This is a genomic window from Shewanella colwelliana ATCC 39565, from assembly GCF_000518705.1.
GTDB classification, from domain to species: Bacteria; Pseudomonadota; Gammaproteobacteria; order Enterobacterales; family Shewanellaceae; genus Shewanella; species Shewanella colwelliana.
In genome coordinates this window covers 94,285-110,114 of the sequence record NZ_JAEC01000004.1, presented here as the reverse complement: position 1 = coordinate 110,114, position 15,830 = coordinate 94,285, and the positions used below count along the sequence as shown (strand labels likewise).

Sequence of the window (15,830 nt, the reverse complement as noted above, 5' to 3'; positions counted from 1 at the left end):
TCGCTCACCTTACTAACTGTTAAAGCTGTTCTATGGCACGTTTCGATTGTTTAAACTGACGAATCCGAGCTTCGATACGCGCTAATTGCAATGGATCGGATTCAGATAATCGATAGGCGAAATTAAGTTGATCAATTGCCCCATCATAGTCAGCTGCCAAGGCCATTGATTCCGCTTTCGCATAATGTTCCATCGCCTTGTTGCCCGATTTCCGGTACGCATCACTGAGCAATAGCAAAGGCAACTGATTCTGTCTATCAAGGAAAATCATATCTTCTAAAATCGGTATCGCCTTAGACGCCTGATTATTTTCAATATAGGTGTTTGCCAAATTGATGTTGATGACTTGCGATGTGGGTTTAAGTAGACGTTGCTTTTTCAATAAGCTGATGGCTGCTTTATGTTCCCCACGAGCGAGTAACAGATCTGTTTTAGTATCGATATAAAATAGGTTATTCGGATCTTCACTAAGCAGCTCATCAATGATCTGTTCTGACTCTGCTTCCTTCTCTGATCTCAGTAACGCCAACGCTAAGCCATACTGTGCCGCTTGCTTAAACTCATAACTACGTTTCTTTAATTTATCGGTAAAAAGCGCCAACGCTGCTTCTTCGCTGTAACTTGAAAAGCGTACCTGAATACGCGCCTTTGCCAGCTGAAAATCAATATTATCAGGTATATACCTGTGAGGATATTGTGCTGCGCGGTTACGGGCTTCTGCGATACGTGATTCGGGCAATGGATGAGTCAGCAGCATTTGTGGCGGCTTAGAGGTGAAGCGGTACCGAGTGGCGAGTTTAGCGAAGAAATCTGCTGCGCCATTAGGGTCAAATCCGGCATCTACCAATATTTGCATACCAATACGGTCGGCTTCTTTCTCATGTAAACGGGTGTAGTTAATTTGTGCCTGGGTGGCTAACGCTTGGGTGGTTGCCAACGCTGCCATACCAGCCTGAGGGGCTGCAATCGTCAATAAAATTGCCCCAAGTAGACCAGCCATGGTCGCCGCTGAACTCTTTTCCTTGGCTTCTAATGAGCGCGCAAGGTGACGTTGGGTAACGTGAGTAATCTCGTGACCAATCACTGAGGCGAGTTGACTTTCATTATCGGCGTTAAGAAAAAGCCCAGTGTGTACGCCAACATGTCCACCAAAAAATGCGAAAGCATTAATCTCATCATTTCTAAGTAGGAAAAAATAAAAGGGGGTTTTAACCCCCGTTGCATGGGCCACCAACTTATTACCCAGTTCAGTCATGTATTGATTTAATACCGGGTCATTTAGGAGTGGCGCTGAAGAACGGATGACACGCATATACGCATCCCCATAGGTATTCTCTTTTTCTAAACTGAAGGTATTGACCGCTGCCGTGCCAAGGTCTGGTAGATCGCTGTTGGCAAAACTCATCGGTGCAATAGAAAAGTACGCCAGTGATAGGGCACCAGCGACCAGAGACTTTGCTGCTTTAATTTTAGTCAAACTAATCCTTAGCCTGTGAAGATAGATACAATACAAAATATTGGAGTAACTAAAGTTGAATTAGTTCACCGAACATCGCCATGCCAAGCGGATTTTACTATGTCCTTAATGTCATTGGCGTAAACACTGATTGATATCTTGTGGTTTACTTTGAGACTTAGGATAATAGCGCAAGTTTGTCTTTAGCAAGTTCATTATGACTTTTATTGATTTAACCGCCTATCGTTGCCCGCTAGCCTTAGTTAAACTTAAGCTTGCTTTAAAGGGGCTTGACGATATGGAAAGGGCTCAGATTTCTCTTGCCGATGCAGGCTCGCGCCGTGATGTGCCTCGTTTTTTAACAAAAGCGCAGTACCAAATTCAGGAACTGCGTAATGATGAACAGATGTTAGTGTTGGCTGTGGTTAAGACCGCTAACGCCTAATATTTGTCGAAAACCTATTTGGGAATGGTGGATGTTTAGTTTATTAACGAGTTGGTATAAAGAGCGATTTAGTGATCCACAAGCGGTCACATTAGTGTTTATTTTGGTGGCTATTGCTCTGGCTATCTATTTTGCGGGTGGACTACTGGCTCCCTTGATTGTGGCGTTGGTCTTGGCTTTTCTACTGGAATGGCCTGTGGCGCAAATGGTAAAAGTGGGTATTAATCGCACTACAGGTGCATCATTAGTCTTAGTGCTTTTTATTGGCATAATGCTGCTGCTTACCTTTGGTTTAGTGCCGAGCGTGTGGAAGCAAGGGGTGTCATTAGTCTCAGATCTACCCTCTATGTTAGATAAGGGGCTTATAACCATCAAAGGCTATGTGGAGCAATATCCACAATTTATGAGTACGACTCAGCTCGATACCATGGTCAGTGAACTAAAAAAGCTACTAGATACCCAACATATTTTTGACCTAGGTAAGCAGCTAATTGGTTACTCAGCCTCATTACTAGTGTTAATGGTTTACGCGATTTTAGTACCACTGCTGGTATTTTTCTTTTTGAAAGATAAAGATTTTTTAATTAAGGGTAGCAAGCGGTTTATTCCGACTAACCGTGATCTAGCCCGTAAAGTTTGGCTGGAGATGAATCAGCAGATCTTTAACTATATTCGTGGCAAAGTCATTGAAATAGTCATCATTGGCGCCGTTAGTTATATTTTCTTTGCGATTATGGATCTGCGCTACGCAGCATTACTTGGGGTGCTAACAGGCTTCTCTGTGCTGATCCCTTATGTTGGCGCTACCTTGGTCACTTTGCCCATTGCTTTAGTGGCTTTCTTTCAGTGGGGCGTGAGCCCTGAATTTGGTTATTTGATGTTAGGTTACGGCATCATTCAGGCATTAGATGGCAACCTATTGGTACCTATTTTGTTTTCTGATGCGGTGGACCTACATCCTGTGTTCATTATCGCCGCAGTGCTTGTATTCGGAGGTTTGTGGGGGGTGTGGGGAGTATTTTTCGCGATTCCACTCGCATCATTAGTCAAAGCCGTGATAAATGCATGGCCGCAGTCGGCAAAGGTATCTGAAGAAAAGCCCAATAAAGAGCATACGGTGTCGTAAAATATGACCCATGAAAAAGGCGCCTTAGGCGCTTTTTTTGTTATTGGATTAAAGCTTGTTTAGCCGTGGCGGCTAGGGCGCGATATACCAAAGTGGTTTGTTTCGCTTTAATGTTCCAATGTTGCCAGTATAGAGGGACTGCCATCAGTTTTTCTGGACAAAGCGCCCTGAGGCGGCCGTTTTCAAGCAGTGGCTTAGCTTGTAAATGTGCCACAAGACCATAACCCATCCCCAATAAGATGGCATCTAAAAAGCTTTCCGAGGAGGGGATCTTGTGTTGTTGCCATCTACCGGGTGCAATTGAGAAATGATCGCCTAGAAATTTTTCATGCAGTTTATCTTTAGTGGAAAAAACCACTGCCGGGGCTTGCAGTAAGCTCTGCTTATTAACGCCTGCTGCAAAATGCTTATCAATGAACTCATCGGTTGCTACACATAAGTATTCCATTTGGCCCAAGTACTCACTGCTGCAACCTGGCAAAGCGACCGCTGTGGTGGTGACGCAGCCAACAGCTTCGCCTGTTTTGAGAAGATAATGGGTATATGACTCATCATCAACTATCAACTCCAGTAACCAATTATGCCGTTTGAAAAGTTGGGCCAATGCCGGTAAAAACCAGGTCGCCAAACTGTCGGCATTGACCGCTATTTTAACAATCGTGGGCAAACTTGGGTCGTCAGCATCAATTTCGGCGCTGAGCTCGCTTTCTAATAGTTGGATTTGTGCAAAATGGCGCAGTAATCGCTTGCCCATTGGCGTTGCTTGCACTGGTGTTGATCTTACCACTAAGGCTTGGCCGACTTTCTCTTCCAGCTGTTTAATTCGTTGCGATACCGCCGATTGGGTAACAAATAACACCTTTGCAGCGCGTTCAAATCCACCTTCTGAGATCACAACACTCAGCGCCTTAAGATGCGCTTGATCTAGCATACTAATCACCTGTCGACATTATAAGTTAGGCTAATGATACATTAAAAACATTAGTTATATTTAATTGCCTGTTTTGGTTATTCTCGCTTTCTACTTTTTAGGGCGAGTGTTGGGAGAAGGTTGTGCAGGCGTTTATTCAGGGGATTGGTGTTGGTGGTAGTTTGATTATGGCTGTGGGAGCCCAAAATGCCTTTGTGTTAAAACAAGGGTTAAAGCGCTCACATTCGCTGCCTATCGCTGCATTATGCTCGCTTATTGATGCGTTAATGATCACCGCGGGTGTTGCTGGACTTGGGCATCTCATTTTGGCGTTTCCACTGATAAAAGATATTGCCAGTATCGGAGGCGCAGTTTTTTTAGTGGTATATGGTGCCAGGGCGCTACATTCATCGTTTATTCCCCAAGCACTGTCAAGCGAATCGGAGCTGAAGGGCGATACATTGCGGGCTGCAGTCCTGACGACACTTGGCATAAGCTTACTAAACCCGCATCTTTACTTAGACACTGTGGTTTTGCTCGGCAGTATTAGTACCCAATTTGATGGGGCTGACAGGCCGTTGTTCGGCGCAGGTGCTGTACTAGCCTCTTTTGTGTGGTTTTTTGGCCTAAGCTTTGGAGCAAAGTATCTTTCACCGCTTTTTAAAAAACCGAAAGCTTGGTGTTATCTCGATCGTTTCATTTGTTTGACGATGTGGAGTATCGCTGTTGCGCTAATTTGGCCTTATCTGTAACGATTAGTACTAAGTTTGACAGAAGGGATTTGTCGATATTTTCTGTTAAGTCATATGACATTATGATTTATTGGCTTATATCGATTGGGGTAAAACGTAAAAAGCCAGCTATACGCTGGCTTTTTAATTTGTTACGGTTTTGACAGGTTAAGATTTAATATGATTAAGCACGACGTCATGGTGCTCTTTGGTCTTAAACTTATTAAACACATGGGCGACTTTGCCATCTTGGCCAATTAAAAAACTGAGTCTGTGGATACCGTCATAGATTTTACCCATGAATTTTTTTTCACCCCAAACACCAAAAGCATCGGCGATAGCATGATCTTCATCGCTCAAAAGTGAGAAATTAAGTTCATGTTTATCGGCAAAACGCCCCAATTTGGCCACAGGATCTGGACTAATCCCCAATACAGTAACGGTTAAATTGTCTAACTCACTTTTGCTGTCACGTAAGCCACAGGCTTGCACTGTGCACCCTGGTGTCAATGCCTTAGGGTAAAAGTAAACCAGTACAGGCCCATTTTTTAGTGAATCGGTCAGTGATACGGTATCACCATGTTGGTTTTGCAATGAGAAGTTTGGCGCAACATCGCCCTGTTGTAACGTATTCATTATGTTTCCTTATATCTGTGTTTCTTTATCTTGCATACGTTTGATATGGCATGTTAGATCCATCTCTTTTGCAAGTTCATCGATACTGAGTTCAAGTTTATCGATATCCACTTTCTCAGGTACATTGATGGCTAAAAAAACATTTTGCACAGGTTGGCCTTCACTGGTTTCTTCTGCATGAGAGCGAACGGCGGCGAGGTCTAGTGAGCGATCGGCAAGGAACTGGGTAATGCTCTTCATCGTGCCGCGCTGGTCTTGGCCGTTGAAGGTCACTTCTAGGCGTGAGACATAATTGGCTGCAACGTGTTTAGAACTGCGTTTCATCACAGTGAGCAAGCCTAGTTCAACACTCAATGCTGGCAGGGTGGTCTCCATTTTGGTAATAGATGCCCAAGAACCCGAAATCATCATGATCAAGGTAAATTCACTTCCAAATAATGCCATTCTGCTGTCGACAATGTCACAGTCGCATTCACTGGCTAGGCGTGCAAATTTACTGACGATACCTGGACTATCAGAACCCAGTGCAGTGACGACTAGATGATTGGACATGAAATTCCCCCATAAAACAGTGCTGGTTGTATAAATAAACGGCGATTAAACATGGTGACGTTTTGCGGAGCGCTATGCTAACACATGTTAACAGTTTTGCGATCCCCGTCTTAATAATCAAGTCGACAATTGCCTAGGATCAGCGAAACAATATATTCCAATAATTCTCAAGATACTTATGCTTGTTTTTACGAGTGAGCATCAGTACCATAGCGAGTCCTGAACCCTTGGGGAAGTCACATGATAAACGGAAGCATTGTAGCCTTAATCACACCAATGAATAGTGATGGCTCAGTCGATTATGCAAGTCTAGAGAAGCTCGTTGAGTACCACATAGCCCAAGGTACCGATGCGATAGTTGCCGTAGGCACCACTGGCGAATCAGCCACTTTACCGCTGTCAGAACATATCGCGGTTGTCTCTCATACGGTTAAGTTTGCCGCTGGACGAGTCCCCGTAATTGGCGGGAATGGCGCCAACGCCACAGCAGAGGCGATAGAGCTTACTAAAGCACAATCCAAGATTGGGGTGGCCGCCATGCTTGGTGTGACCCCTTATTATAACAAGCCAACGCCTAAAGGCTTAATTGCCCATTATAAGGCTGTAGCGGCTTCGACCGATATACCACAGATCCTTTATAATGTACCCGGTCGTACGGCTGTGGATATGTTACCAGAAACGGTCGCCGAACTTGTTAACGTTGCTAATATCATTGGGGTCAAAGAGGCCACTGGTGATTTGAGCCGAGTTGCACGCCTTAGAGCACTGTGTGGTCAAGACTTTAAGCTGTACAGTGGTGACGATGCCACATCAAGAGAATTTTTACAGTTAGGCGGCGATGGTGTCATCTCAGTCGCTAACAATATCGTACCCAAACAATTTAAAGCGATGTGCGAAGCGGCCTTGAAGGGCGATAGCGTAAAGGCGCTTGCTGTTGAAGCTGAAATCAAATCGTTATTCAGTGCGCTATTTTGTGAGGCGAACCCCATCCCGGTTAAATGGGCCGCACATCGAATGGGATTAATCAATAATGGACATATTCGTTTGCCATTAACGGAACTTTCACCCGAATATCATGGTCTGTTGCTAGAAGCGATGAAAAATGCCCATATAGAGGTTCAATAATAGATGCTAAAGCAAGTAACCCCGATAATATTGATTGCAGCGGTGACCGCTTGTAGTTCACCGGTCGATAGACGACAAGCAAATGGCAATGATGAGTATGCGACATTAACCTCACAAGCCAAGCTGGTTATACCTGAAGGATTGTCAGAACCTGTTTATAGTAGCGAGTATGACATCCCCAATTTAAGTGCCAAAGCAGATACCGAACTCGTTGGTAAAAGGTTAGATATCCGTCCGCCGCTACAAGTCTTGCCAATGGCTGAAGGAACTCATGTTGAAGAGTCTAGCGACAGCATTAAGGTTGTTGTTGAATCTATCGATAATGATATCAACTTAAGAGATGAGCTGTTCGGCATTCTCAAAAATTACTTTACGAGTCAATCTATCCCTATTCTAAAAGAGGATCCGGAAGCCGGAACGATTGAGACGGATTGGATTGAAAATCAAGAAGTGATTGACTCAAGCCTATGGGGTAGTGACGAAATCTACCTAGTGCGTCAACGTTATCTGTTTACGGTTGACGTGCGTCCACATGGTCGCAGTGGTGCATTGAGCATTGAACTGATTGATCATGAAGAAAGCTATGACGGTAAAGATCAAGAGATTTTGCTGAGTGGTGAAGATAAGCGCCGTTACACCATAGATATGCTCAACAGTTCAATCGCATACATGAGTGTAAAACGGTCACAAGCTATTAAGGCTAAACGTTTGCGTGAAAGCTTAGGTATTGAGGTTGAGTTGGTTAAGGCGCCAGAAACGGTTGAAGGTGAAACGCCTCAGGCCAGTTACTGGTTAGCACAAGCCCCTTATACCCGCACATGGGATCGTTTACGCATCGTATTGCCAGAAATGGGCTTTGAAATTGTCGACATGGACAGCAACAAGGGCTTGTATTACATCAATGTTAACGATGATTCTGGTTTCTGGAGTTCGTTATGGAATGAAAAGAAACTGCCTGTAAAAGAAGGTTCATATCGTTTACGTATTGAGCAAAGCGACGAGAATGTCACAACACGAATTTATCTCAATAACATGGCTGATGAGCCAGTAGACAATGAGGTTGTCGAAGCCGTTTATGATGGGTTGTCTGAGCTGATGAGCGAAGATCGTAAAGTCAGATAATCTCTCCACATCGCAAAAAAGAGGCCTTAAGGCCTCTTTTTTTTACCTCAATATTAGTTAGTTTTCTGTTGACTCAACATAGCGAGATGAAAAGTTATGCCATATAGTTGATTGAGCGAGTGTTAATCGTTTGGTTGGACAAGATATGGGGACTCAATGACATCATCAGTTCATCTTAAGGATATCGAAGCAAAGTACCTCAAAATAGTCAGTGAATTTGCGATCGATATGTTGTCACTCAATGGTGTTGATAACATCTTGTGGCATTTGGCGCGTAATGTGGTATCTCAGTTAGGTTTTGACGATGTAGTCATTTACCTGGTCGATGAACAACGTCAATGCCTGATACAAACCGCTAGTTTTGGTGCGAAGAACCCAAAAGATAAAGAGATTTTATCACCAATTGAGCTGAAAATTGGTGAGGGAGTTGTAGGGCAAGTCGCCAAATCTGGCATCCCTATTATTATCAGTGATACGCGTTTATCACCCCACTATGTGGTGGATGACGCCCCTAGGTTGTCGGAACTTGCGGTGCCGATGATCGTCGAAGGCGAAGTGATTGGTGTCATCGATACCGAACACCCAAAGAAGAATTTCTATAATGAACAGCATCAACAAACCTTGTACGCGCTGGCCACCATTACCGCACTAAAAATTCACAAAGCCCGCACCCTGTTGCAATTACAAACCACCATTGAGGAGCTTGAGTACTCAAGTAAGATCCAGGATACCTTATTTGAAATCGCAGAGATCATCTTTGAAACGGATTCGATTCATGATTTTTATGCACGCCTACATCAATGTATCAGCCGACTAACGTTTGCAAAAAACTTTTATGTAGCAATTTTAAGTAAGGAGGGCACTTCGCTATCGTTTCCTTATCATATAGATGAATTTGACCATGTTGAGCAAGATACTGAGATCTACATTGATGCTGCAAGCCCAAGTATTACCGGCCACGTGCTACTAAAAAATAAACCACTGCTACTTAATCAGCTTCAGCTAGCTCATATGGTTGCGGCAGGGGAAATACATATAAACGGAACGGTTCCTAAGGCGTGGCTCGGTGTCCCTTTTGGTGACGAGCACTTCCGCGGTATCGTTGTCGTTCAAAACTACAGTGACAGCTACGCATTCCAGCTAAAAGATAAACAGTTACTGATGTTTGTCGCCAAGCATATCCGCAATGCTATTGAGCGCATGAACGTTAAATCGCGTATGGAATTTCTGGCACTGCATGACCCATTAACCGCATTACCTAATCGTATTTTATTTTCTGACAGGTTTAATCGATCCCTAAAAACATTGGCCTCTAATTCTGGCAAAGGTATCGCTATCCTCTATATTGACCTAGATAGATTTAAGGGCGTTAACGATACCTATGGCCATCACTTAGGCGATGAACTGCTTAAGGCGGTGGCAGCACGACTCAAGCTAGTACTGCGGCCTCAAGACACCTTATGTCGGTTGAGTGGCGATGAGTTTGCGGTATTGCTAGAAGATATTAGTAGCGCAAACGAGAGTGAAACCATTGCCACTCAGCTGTTGCAGGCGATGTCTAGGCAGCAGGATTTAGGCGGTATTAGGCTAAAAGTGACCGGTAGTATTGGCATAGTTAACTGTTTTGATGCTGATGCAACACCTGCACAACTGCTTATTTATGCCGATGAGGCGATGTATAAAGCAAAACTATTGGGCCGGAACCGTTGCTATAGCTATCACGGAGATGGTGATAGCTTGTTGTCTACGACCTACAAGTTTGAAACTGACTTTACCCAAGGGTTAGCAGAAGGTCAGCTGTTTTTAGAGTACCAACCCCTTTATCACTTAAAAAACGATGAAATTCTAGGGGCTGAAGCGCTCATTAGGTGGTGTCATCCCAGTCATGGAATGATTGCCCCCATTCGTTTTTTACCTGAATTACAAAAAGCGGGGCTGCTGGATAAGCTCGACCTATTTGTAGTCGAACAGGCCATGAGTTTTTTGGCCAGCCAACAAGCTCATCTTCCCCCGGCGTTTAAACTCAGCGTTAATGTGTCAGGTGCTGGGCTTAACTCTATCGCTTTAATGGCGCTGTTTGACCGTTATTTCAGGTTTCAGCCAGTATTACTTGCCATGTTGAGTGTCGAGATAACCGAACAAACCATTGTTAGTTCGGTTGAAGAAACACGTTCCACCATCGAACGGCTGCACGGTATGGGCGTCACTATCTCGTTAGATGACTTTGGTACGGGTTATTCTTCGCTGAGCTACCTGCATCAATTTACGTTTGACCTATTAAAGATAGACCGTTCATTTATCAGTCATATGGACTTGACTTACGATAACCAAATAATTCTAGAAACCATCATTAATTTAGCCAAAAGCCTCAACATTAAAACGGTAGCAGAGGGCATTGAAACTAAAGAGCAGTACCGCCATATGCAAGCATTAGCCTGTGATTATGGCCAAGGCTATTACATGAATCGTTCATTAGTGGCAGCTGACTTTATGAATGAGCTTAAACACTCGCCAATATTTGTACACTGAGTCGGTTATTTATGTTTGCAGTGATCGATTAATTTGAATCTAGCGTAAGATTCTCCGTTGTGTGCTTGTTAAGTTTGTAAGCAAAAGTAAAACACCTTGAAGCGCCGTAATTACTCGGTAAACTACCGTTAACAAATTGACGTTCAATGGAATATTGATGAAAAAAATTATAATAATCTCAATACTGTTGCTGGCAACCGCTGCTGGCTATTATCTGTCAAATCCTGCCAAAGAATCCCGCGTAGCGAAACCTAGACCCACTCCTAATGTGGTGGTTGCGACTGCGGCATTGCAACCCATACGTGATGAAGTTGAAGCGCTGGGCACAGGCAAGGCGAATGAGTCAATCACTGTGACGCCTAAAGTAACCGATATGGTCACCGAGCTGAACTTTGATGATGGACAGATTGTTGAAAAAGGTCGCTTGTTAGTGCGTTTGCAAGATCGTGAGCAGATGGCTCGCGTTACGGTTGCTAACGTCAAAATGAACGATCACAAACGAGAATTGGCCCGTATCAGTTCGCTAGTAACCAGCCAAACGGTTGCCGCACTTGAGCGAGATAGATTACAAACACTGATTGATACGGCTAAAGCAGAACTTGAGCAGGCGGAATCAGCACTCAAAGACAGACGTATCCTAGCGCCATTTTCTGGCCGACTAGGCTTGCGCCAAGTCAGTCAAGGCAGCCTAGTGACCCCAGGTACAGTGATCACCACCTTAGATGATATCTCAACTATTAAACTGGACTTTTCTGTACCCGAACGTTTTCTCGCAGCGTTGGTGATAGGTAAAGAGGTTGAGGCAAGCGCCGTTGCCTATGGTGGTGAGCTGTTTAAGGGCAAGGTTGTCTCGGTTGATAGCAGAGTGAATCCGGTAACTCGCGCTGTAGTTGTTCGCGCAGAAATACCTAATCAAGATTTACGTCTGTTACCAGGCATGTTGATGAAGGTGAAATTAATTAAACAAAGCCGTGAAGCATTAATCATCCCCGAGGCTGCCATTATTCCTATCCAAAGTGATCACTTTGTGTACCTCGTTAATGAGGAAGGTGTGGTTGAGCGTCGCCAAGTTAAATTGGGTTTACGCAAGCGCGGTTGGGTTGAGATAACAGACGGCATCGCTGTGGGTGAGCAAGTGATGATCCGTGGCATTCTTAAAGTTAGGCCAGGTGATAAAGTTAAAGTACAAATGAGTGAACATTTTAGTTTCTTAGAACAAGCTAAAGTGGAGCCTATAGCATGATCTTGACCGATTTGTCGGTAAAACGGCCGGTCTTTGCTTCCGTTATTAGCATTTTACTTATTGCCTTTGGTTTAGTCTCTTTCGACAAATTACCGCTCAGAGAATACCCCAATATCGATCCGCCTATCGTATCGGTTCAGACTAACTATCGCGGCGCAAGCGCAGCTGTGGTGGAAAGCCGGATCACCCAGTTAGTGGAAGACAGGATCAGTGGTGTAGAAGGAATCCGTAATATTAACTCTTCAAGTCGCGATGGCCGCTCGTCGGTGACTCTTGAGTTTGATGTTGGCCGAGACATTGAAGCGGCAGCCAATGATGTTCGTGACCGAATTTCTGGTTTGCTCAACAATTTGCCTGAAGAAGCCGATCCCCCAGAGGTGCAGAAAGCCAATGGTGGTGATGAAGTGATTATGTGGCTGAACTTGGTTTCAGATCAGATGAATACGCTGCAACTCACTGATTATGCAAGACGCTATTTAGTTGATCGCTTTTCGGTCATCGACGGTGTGGCCAATATTCGTATCGGTGGCGGGAAGGTATATGCCATGCGGGTGTGGATTGACCGCCAAGCACTAGCAGCACGTAATTTAACCGTGGCCGATATCGAACGGGTATTGCGCTCTGAAAACGTTGAACTTCCAGCAGGTTCAGTGGAGTCTCAGGACAGACATTTTACTGTTCGTTTAGAGCGCTCATTTAAGAATCCCGATGATTTTGCCAACCTAGTGTTAGCAGAGGGCTCTGATGGCTACCTGATTAAGCTTGGTGATGTGGCTCGGGTTGAGATTGGATCGGAAGAGGAGAGAATTACCTTTAGGGGTAACCGAGAGGCGATGATTGGCCTAGGTGTGTCGAAGCAGTCAACGGCCAATACTCTAGAGGTCGCCCGCGCCGCCAATGCTCTGGTGGACAAAGTCAATCCTACGCTGCCAGCCGGTATGGAGATAAAGCGCTCCTATGATAGCTCAGTCTTTATTGAAGCCTCAATTAACGAAGTCTATCAAACTCTGTTTATTGCTATGTTCTTGGTGATTATGGTGATTTACCTGTTTTTAGGCAGTGTACGGGCAATGTTGATCCCCGCGTTAACGGTGCCAGTTTCCCTTATGGCAACATTTATCGTGCTATTTGCCTTGGGTTATACCATTAATCTACTGACCTTACTGGCGATGATCTTAGCCATAGGTATGGTGGTGGATGATGCCATTGTCGTGCTTGAAAATATCCATCGACGTATCGAAGAGGGTGATTCACCGTTGAAGGCTGCCTATCTAGGCTCACGGGAAGTCGCCTTTGCGGTGGTCGCGACGACTTTGGTATTGGTGGCAGTATTTATGCCGATCACTTTCCTCGAGGGCGACTTAGGTAAGTTGTTCAAGGAGTTTGCTGTCGCCATGAGTGCCGCGGTGATTTTCTCAAGTATTGTTGCCTTGACGCTAAGTCCAATGATGTGCTCAAAACTGTTAAAGCCTGCTGGGCAAGACCCTTGGCTAGTACGTAAAATTGATGCGGGCATGGAACGCTTGGCCAATCTCTACCAATACACGCTGCTTAAAGCGATGAAGCATCCTTTTGTGGTCAGTTCCTTGGTCATTATTGCGTTGGGATCTAGTGGATATTTGATGACTCAGGTGCCGCAAGAATTTGCTCCGCGCGAAGACAGGGGATCGATGTTCCTGATTGTTAACGGGCCACAAGGGGCAAGTTTTGAATATATCACTCCTTATATGGATGAAATTGAAACGCGTCTTATGCCATTGGTTGAAAGTGGCGACATTAAACGCTTACTGATCCGAGCGCCCAGAGGCTTTGGCCGTAGTGCTAATTTTTCTAACGGGATGGCAATTATTGTGCTTGAAGATTGGGCGACAAGGCGCAGTGCATTCGAGATCATTGGAGATATTCGTGGTCGGCTGTCAGACTTAGCGGGCGTTCGAGCCTTTCCGGTGATGCGTCAGGCCTTTGGTCGTGGTGTGGGTAAACCAGTGCAGTTTGTTCTCGGCGGACCCAGTTACGAAGAGATTGCCAAGTGGCGCGATATCATTTTAGAAAAAGCCAAGGAAAACCCAAATTTGGTGGGGCTTGATCATGATTATCAAGAAACTAAGCCTCAACTAAGGGTGATCATTGATAAGGACCGTGCAGCAGATTTAGGTGTTTCAATCTCTCATATCGGACGCACATTGGAGTCGATGTTGGGCTCACGATTAGTGACCACCTTTATGCGTGATGGTGAAGAGTACGATGTCATCATTGAAGGTAATCGCGATAATCAAAATACTGCTACCGACCTAAGCAATATCTATGTGCGCTCCGATAGAAGCAAGGAATTGATTCCGTTAGCGAACTTGGTGACCGTTGAGGAGTTTGCTGATGCAAGCCAGTTGAATAGGTATAACCGTATGCGTGCCATTACTTTGGAAGCTAACTTAGCTGATGGTTATAGTTTAGGTGAGGCGCTCGACTATCTAAATGATTTGGCTTATACCTACTTGCCAGCTGAAGCTGTCATTAGTTATAAGGGGCAATCGTTGGACTACCAAGAGTCTGGTAGCTCTATGTACTTTGTGTTCATCTTAGCCCTAGGTATCGTATTCCTTGTACTTGCAGCGCAGTTTGAAAGCTACATACATCCAATTGTCATCATGCTTACTGTGCCGCTAGCGACATTGGGTGCCTTGATTGGTCTATGGGCCACAGGGCAGAGTTTAAACATCTACAGTCAGATTGGCATCATCATGTTGGTTGGTTTAGCAGCTAAAAATGGTATTTTGATTGTCGAGTTTGCTAATCAATTGCGTGATAAAGGGATTGAATTCACTGAAGCGATTATTCAAGCGTCGCGCCAGCGTTTAAGACCTATCTTGATGACAGGCATCACGACTGCAGCGGGAGCAATACCTTTGGTGTTAGCTGAAGGAGCTGGCGCAGAAACCCGTTTTGTAATCGGTGTTGTTGTGTTATCGGGCATCATTTTGGCGACCTTCTTTACCTTGTTGGTCATCCCCGTAGCCTACTCACTGATCGCTCGTAACACCGGCTCACCGGAGGCGGTTGCGCAAGCATTAGAAAAAGAGTTGAAACAAAACTAAACAAGACAGATAAAAACCAAGGGCCAACCTAGTGATAGGTTGGCCCTTTTATTTTCGAGGGGCGCTGTGTATTAGCCAAGCGATTCACATCAGGCTACCTGAGCAGTTCACTTTGCTTTCCAATTATCTATTTAATTATCGATAGAGAAGTTGGCCAGTATTTTTAGGCAACTTGTATTTTTTCTATCACGGTTGAAACACCTGTTACGCCTAGCAGGGCCGCTAGTTGATGCTGAACTGCGATAGGTTCATTTAATTAACTCGCTGGATTATCTTTAGCCAAGTTATCTAGACCAAAAAGCCAAATATTATTGTCATTGCCAAGGGTTATAGCTAAAGTCACGAGTACACCACCATTGCTGTTATCCAAACGCCTGTTGATAGTGGCCGGATTGAATCATCTTTAGTCTATCACTGGATTGCAATGAGAAAAATGGCTGTAAATTGAATTATAGTTAGTTAGGTTACAGGGTAAAAGGGCACCTACTATCACGTATATAGACATTAAAAGGCCTCATGCCGTTTAATACATGTTTAAAGGGATGGAGAAGAGTAAGGCGGGTAAGTCATGGTTCGTGCATTATTTGGCTTTTCTTATTGCGTTAAGCCTAGTTGATACCATTTATTCCTCTTTGGGCATTGGTATTGAGTCAAACTCAACGCTTATTTTTATCTCTTTGGTGTTAGTTAAAGCTGTCGTCATTATCCTGTTTTATTATCCCATTTTTAAGTTTTTCGTCTGGTTGTATTCTTAATTAAAGATACTCGGCTACCAAACACCAAACACCAAACACCAAACACCAAACACCAAACACCAAACACCAAACACCAAACACCAAACACCAAACACCAAACACCAAACA

At 44.4% G+C, this 15,830-nt stretch carries 12 protein-coding genes; 8 read left to right on the top strand and 4 right to left on the bottom strand.

The genetic code is table 11. The annotated features are described in order from the left end of the window. Positions 1-19: 19 nt before the first annotated feature. Complete coding sequence (gene bepA, locus L876_RS0100470; protein WP_028761973.1) at positions 20-1,477, bottom strand: beta-barrel assembly-enhancing protease; 1,458 nt, start codon at positions 1,475-1,477, stop codon at positions 20-22. Positions 1,478-1,673: 196 nt separating this feature from the next. On the opposite strand from bepA, the gene L876_RS0100465 reads away from it, so the two are divergent. Further along, entirely contained in the window at positions 1,674-1,901 is a 228-nt protein-coding gene (locus L876_RS0100465; protein WP_028761972.1) for a sulfurtransferase TusA family protein, read from the top strand. Positions 1,902-1,932: 31 nt separating this feature from the next. Then, complete coding sequence (locus L876_RS0100460) at positions 1,933-3,027, top strand: AI-2E family transporter (protein WP_028761971.1); 1,095 nt, start codon at positions 1,933-1,935, stop codon at positions 3,025-3,027. Between the two features lie 40 nt (positions 3,028-3,067). On the opposite strand, the gene L876_RS0100455 is transcribed toward L876_RS0100460, so the two are convergent. Beyond that, positions 3,068-3,958, bottom strand: a complete 891-nt coding sequence (locus L876_RS0100455; RefSeq protein WP_028761970.1) for a LysR family transcriptional regulator ArgP — start codon at positions 3,956-3,958, stop codon at positions 3,068-3,070. Between the two features lie 167 nt (positions 3,959-4,125). Here L876_RS0100455 and L876_RS0100450 point away from each other — a divergent pair, with 167 nt between their 5' ends. Continuing rightward, positions 4,126-4,689, top strand: a complete 564-nt coding sequence (locus tag L876_RS0100450; RefSeq protein ID WP_211237639.1) for a LysE/ArgO family amino acid transporter — start codon at positions 4,126-4,128, stop codon at positions 4,687-4,689. 147 nt (positions 4,690-4,836) lie between these two features. Here L876_RS0100450 and bcp read toward each other — a convergent pair whose 3' ends face one another. Next, positions 4,837-5,304, bottom strand: a complete 468-nt coding sequence (bcp, locus tag L876_RS0100445) for a thioredoxin-dependent thiol peroxidase (protein ID WP_028761968.1) — start codon at positions 5,302-5,304, stop codon at positions 4,837-4,839. A 9-nt stretch (positions 5,305-5,313) separates the two neighbouring features. Beyond that, positions 5,314-5,856 (bottom strand): glycine cleavage system transcriptional repressor, encoded by a 543-nt coding sequence (locus L876_RS0100440; protein ID WP_028761967.1) that lies wholly within the window; start codon positions 5,854-5,856, stop codon positions 5,314-5,316. 240 nt (positions 5,857-6,096) lie between these two features. Here L876_RS0100440 and dapA point away from each other — a divergent pair, with 240 nt between their 5' ends. From dapA to L876_RS0100415, 5 genes are all read left to right on the top strand, one after another. Beyond that, positions 6,097-6,981: a 4-hydroxy-tetrahydrodipicolinate synthase gene (gene dapA / locus L876_RS0100435; protein ID WP_028761966.1), complete on the top strand. Its 885-nt coding sequence runs from the start codon at positions 6,097-6,099 to the stop codon at positions 6,979-6,981. Between the two features lie 3 nt (positions 6,982-6,984). Next, the gene (gene bamC, locus L876_RS0100430) at positions 6,985-8,103 is read left to right on the top strand and encodes an NlpB/DapX family lipoprotein (protein ID WP_028761965.1); all 1,119 of its coding nucleotides are present in this window, start codon (positions 6,985-6,987) and stop codon (positions 8,101-8,103) included. A gap of 156 nt (positions 8,104-8,259) precedes the next feature. Beyond that, entirely contained in the window at positions 8,260-10,632 is a 2,373-nt protein-coding gene (locus L876_RS0100425; RefSeq protein WP_028761964.1) for a bifunctional diguanylate cyclase/phosphodiesterase, read from the top strand. Positions 10,633-10,789: 157 nt separating this feature from the next. Further along, positions 10,790-11,875: an efflux RND transporter periplasmic adaptor subunit gene (locus L876_RS0100420; RefSeq protein WP_028761963.1), complete on the top strand. Its 1,086-nt coding sequence runs from the start codon at positions 10,790-10,792 to the stop codon at positions 11,873-11,875. After that, positions 11,872-14,967 (top strand): efflux RND transporter permease subunit, encoded by a 3,096-nt coding sequence (locus L876_RS0100415; protein ID WP_028761962.1) that lies wholly within the window; start codon positions 11,872-11,874, stop codon positions 14,965-14,967. The genes L876_RS0100420 and L876_RS0100415 overlap by 4 nt, the downstream gene beginning before the upstream one ends. Positions 14,968-15,830 lie beyond the last annotated feature (863 nt).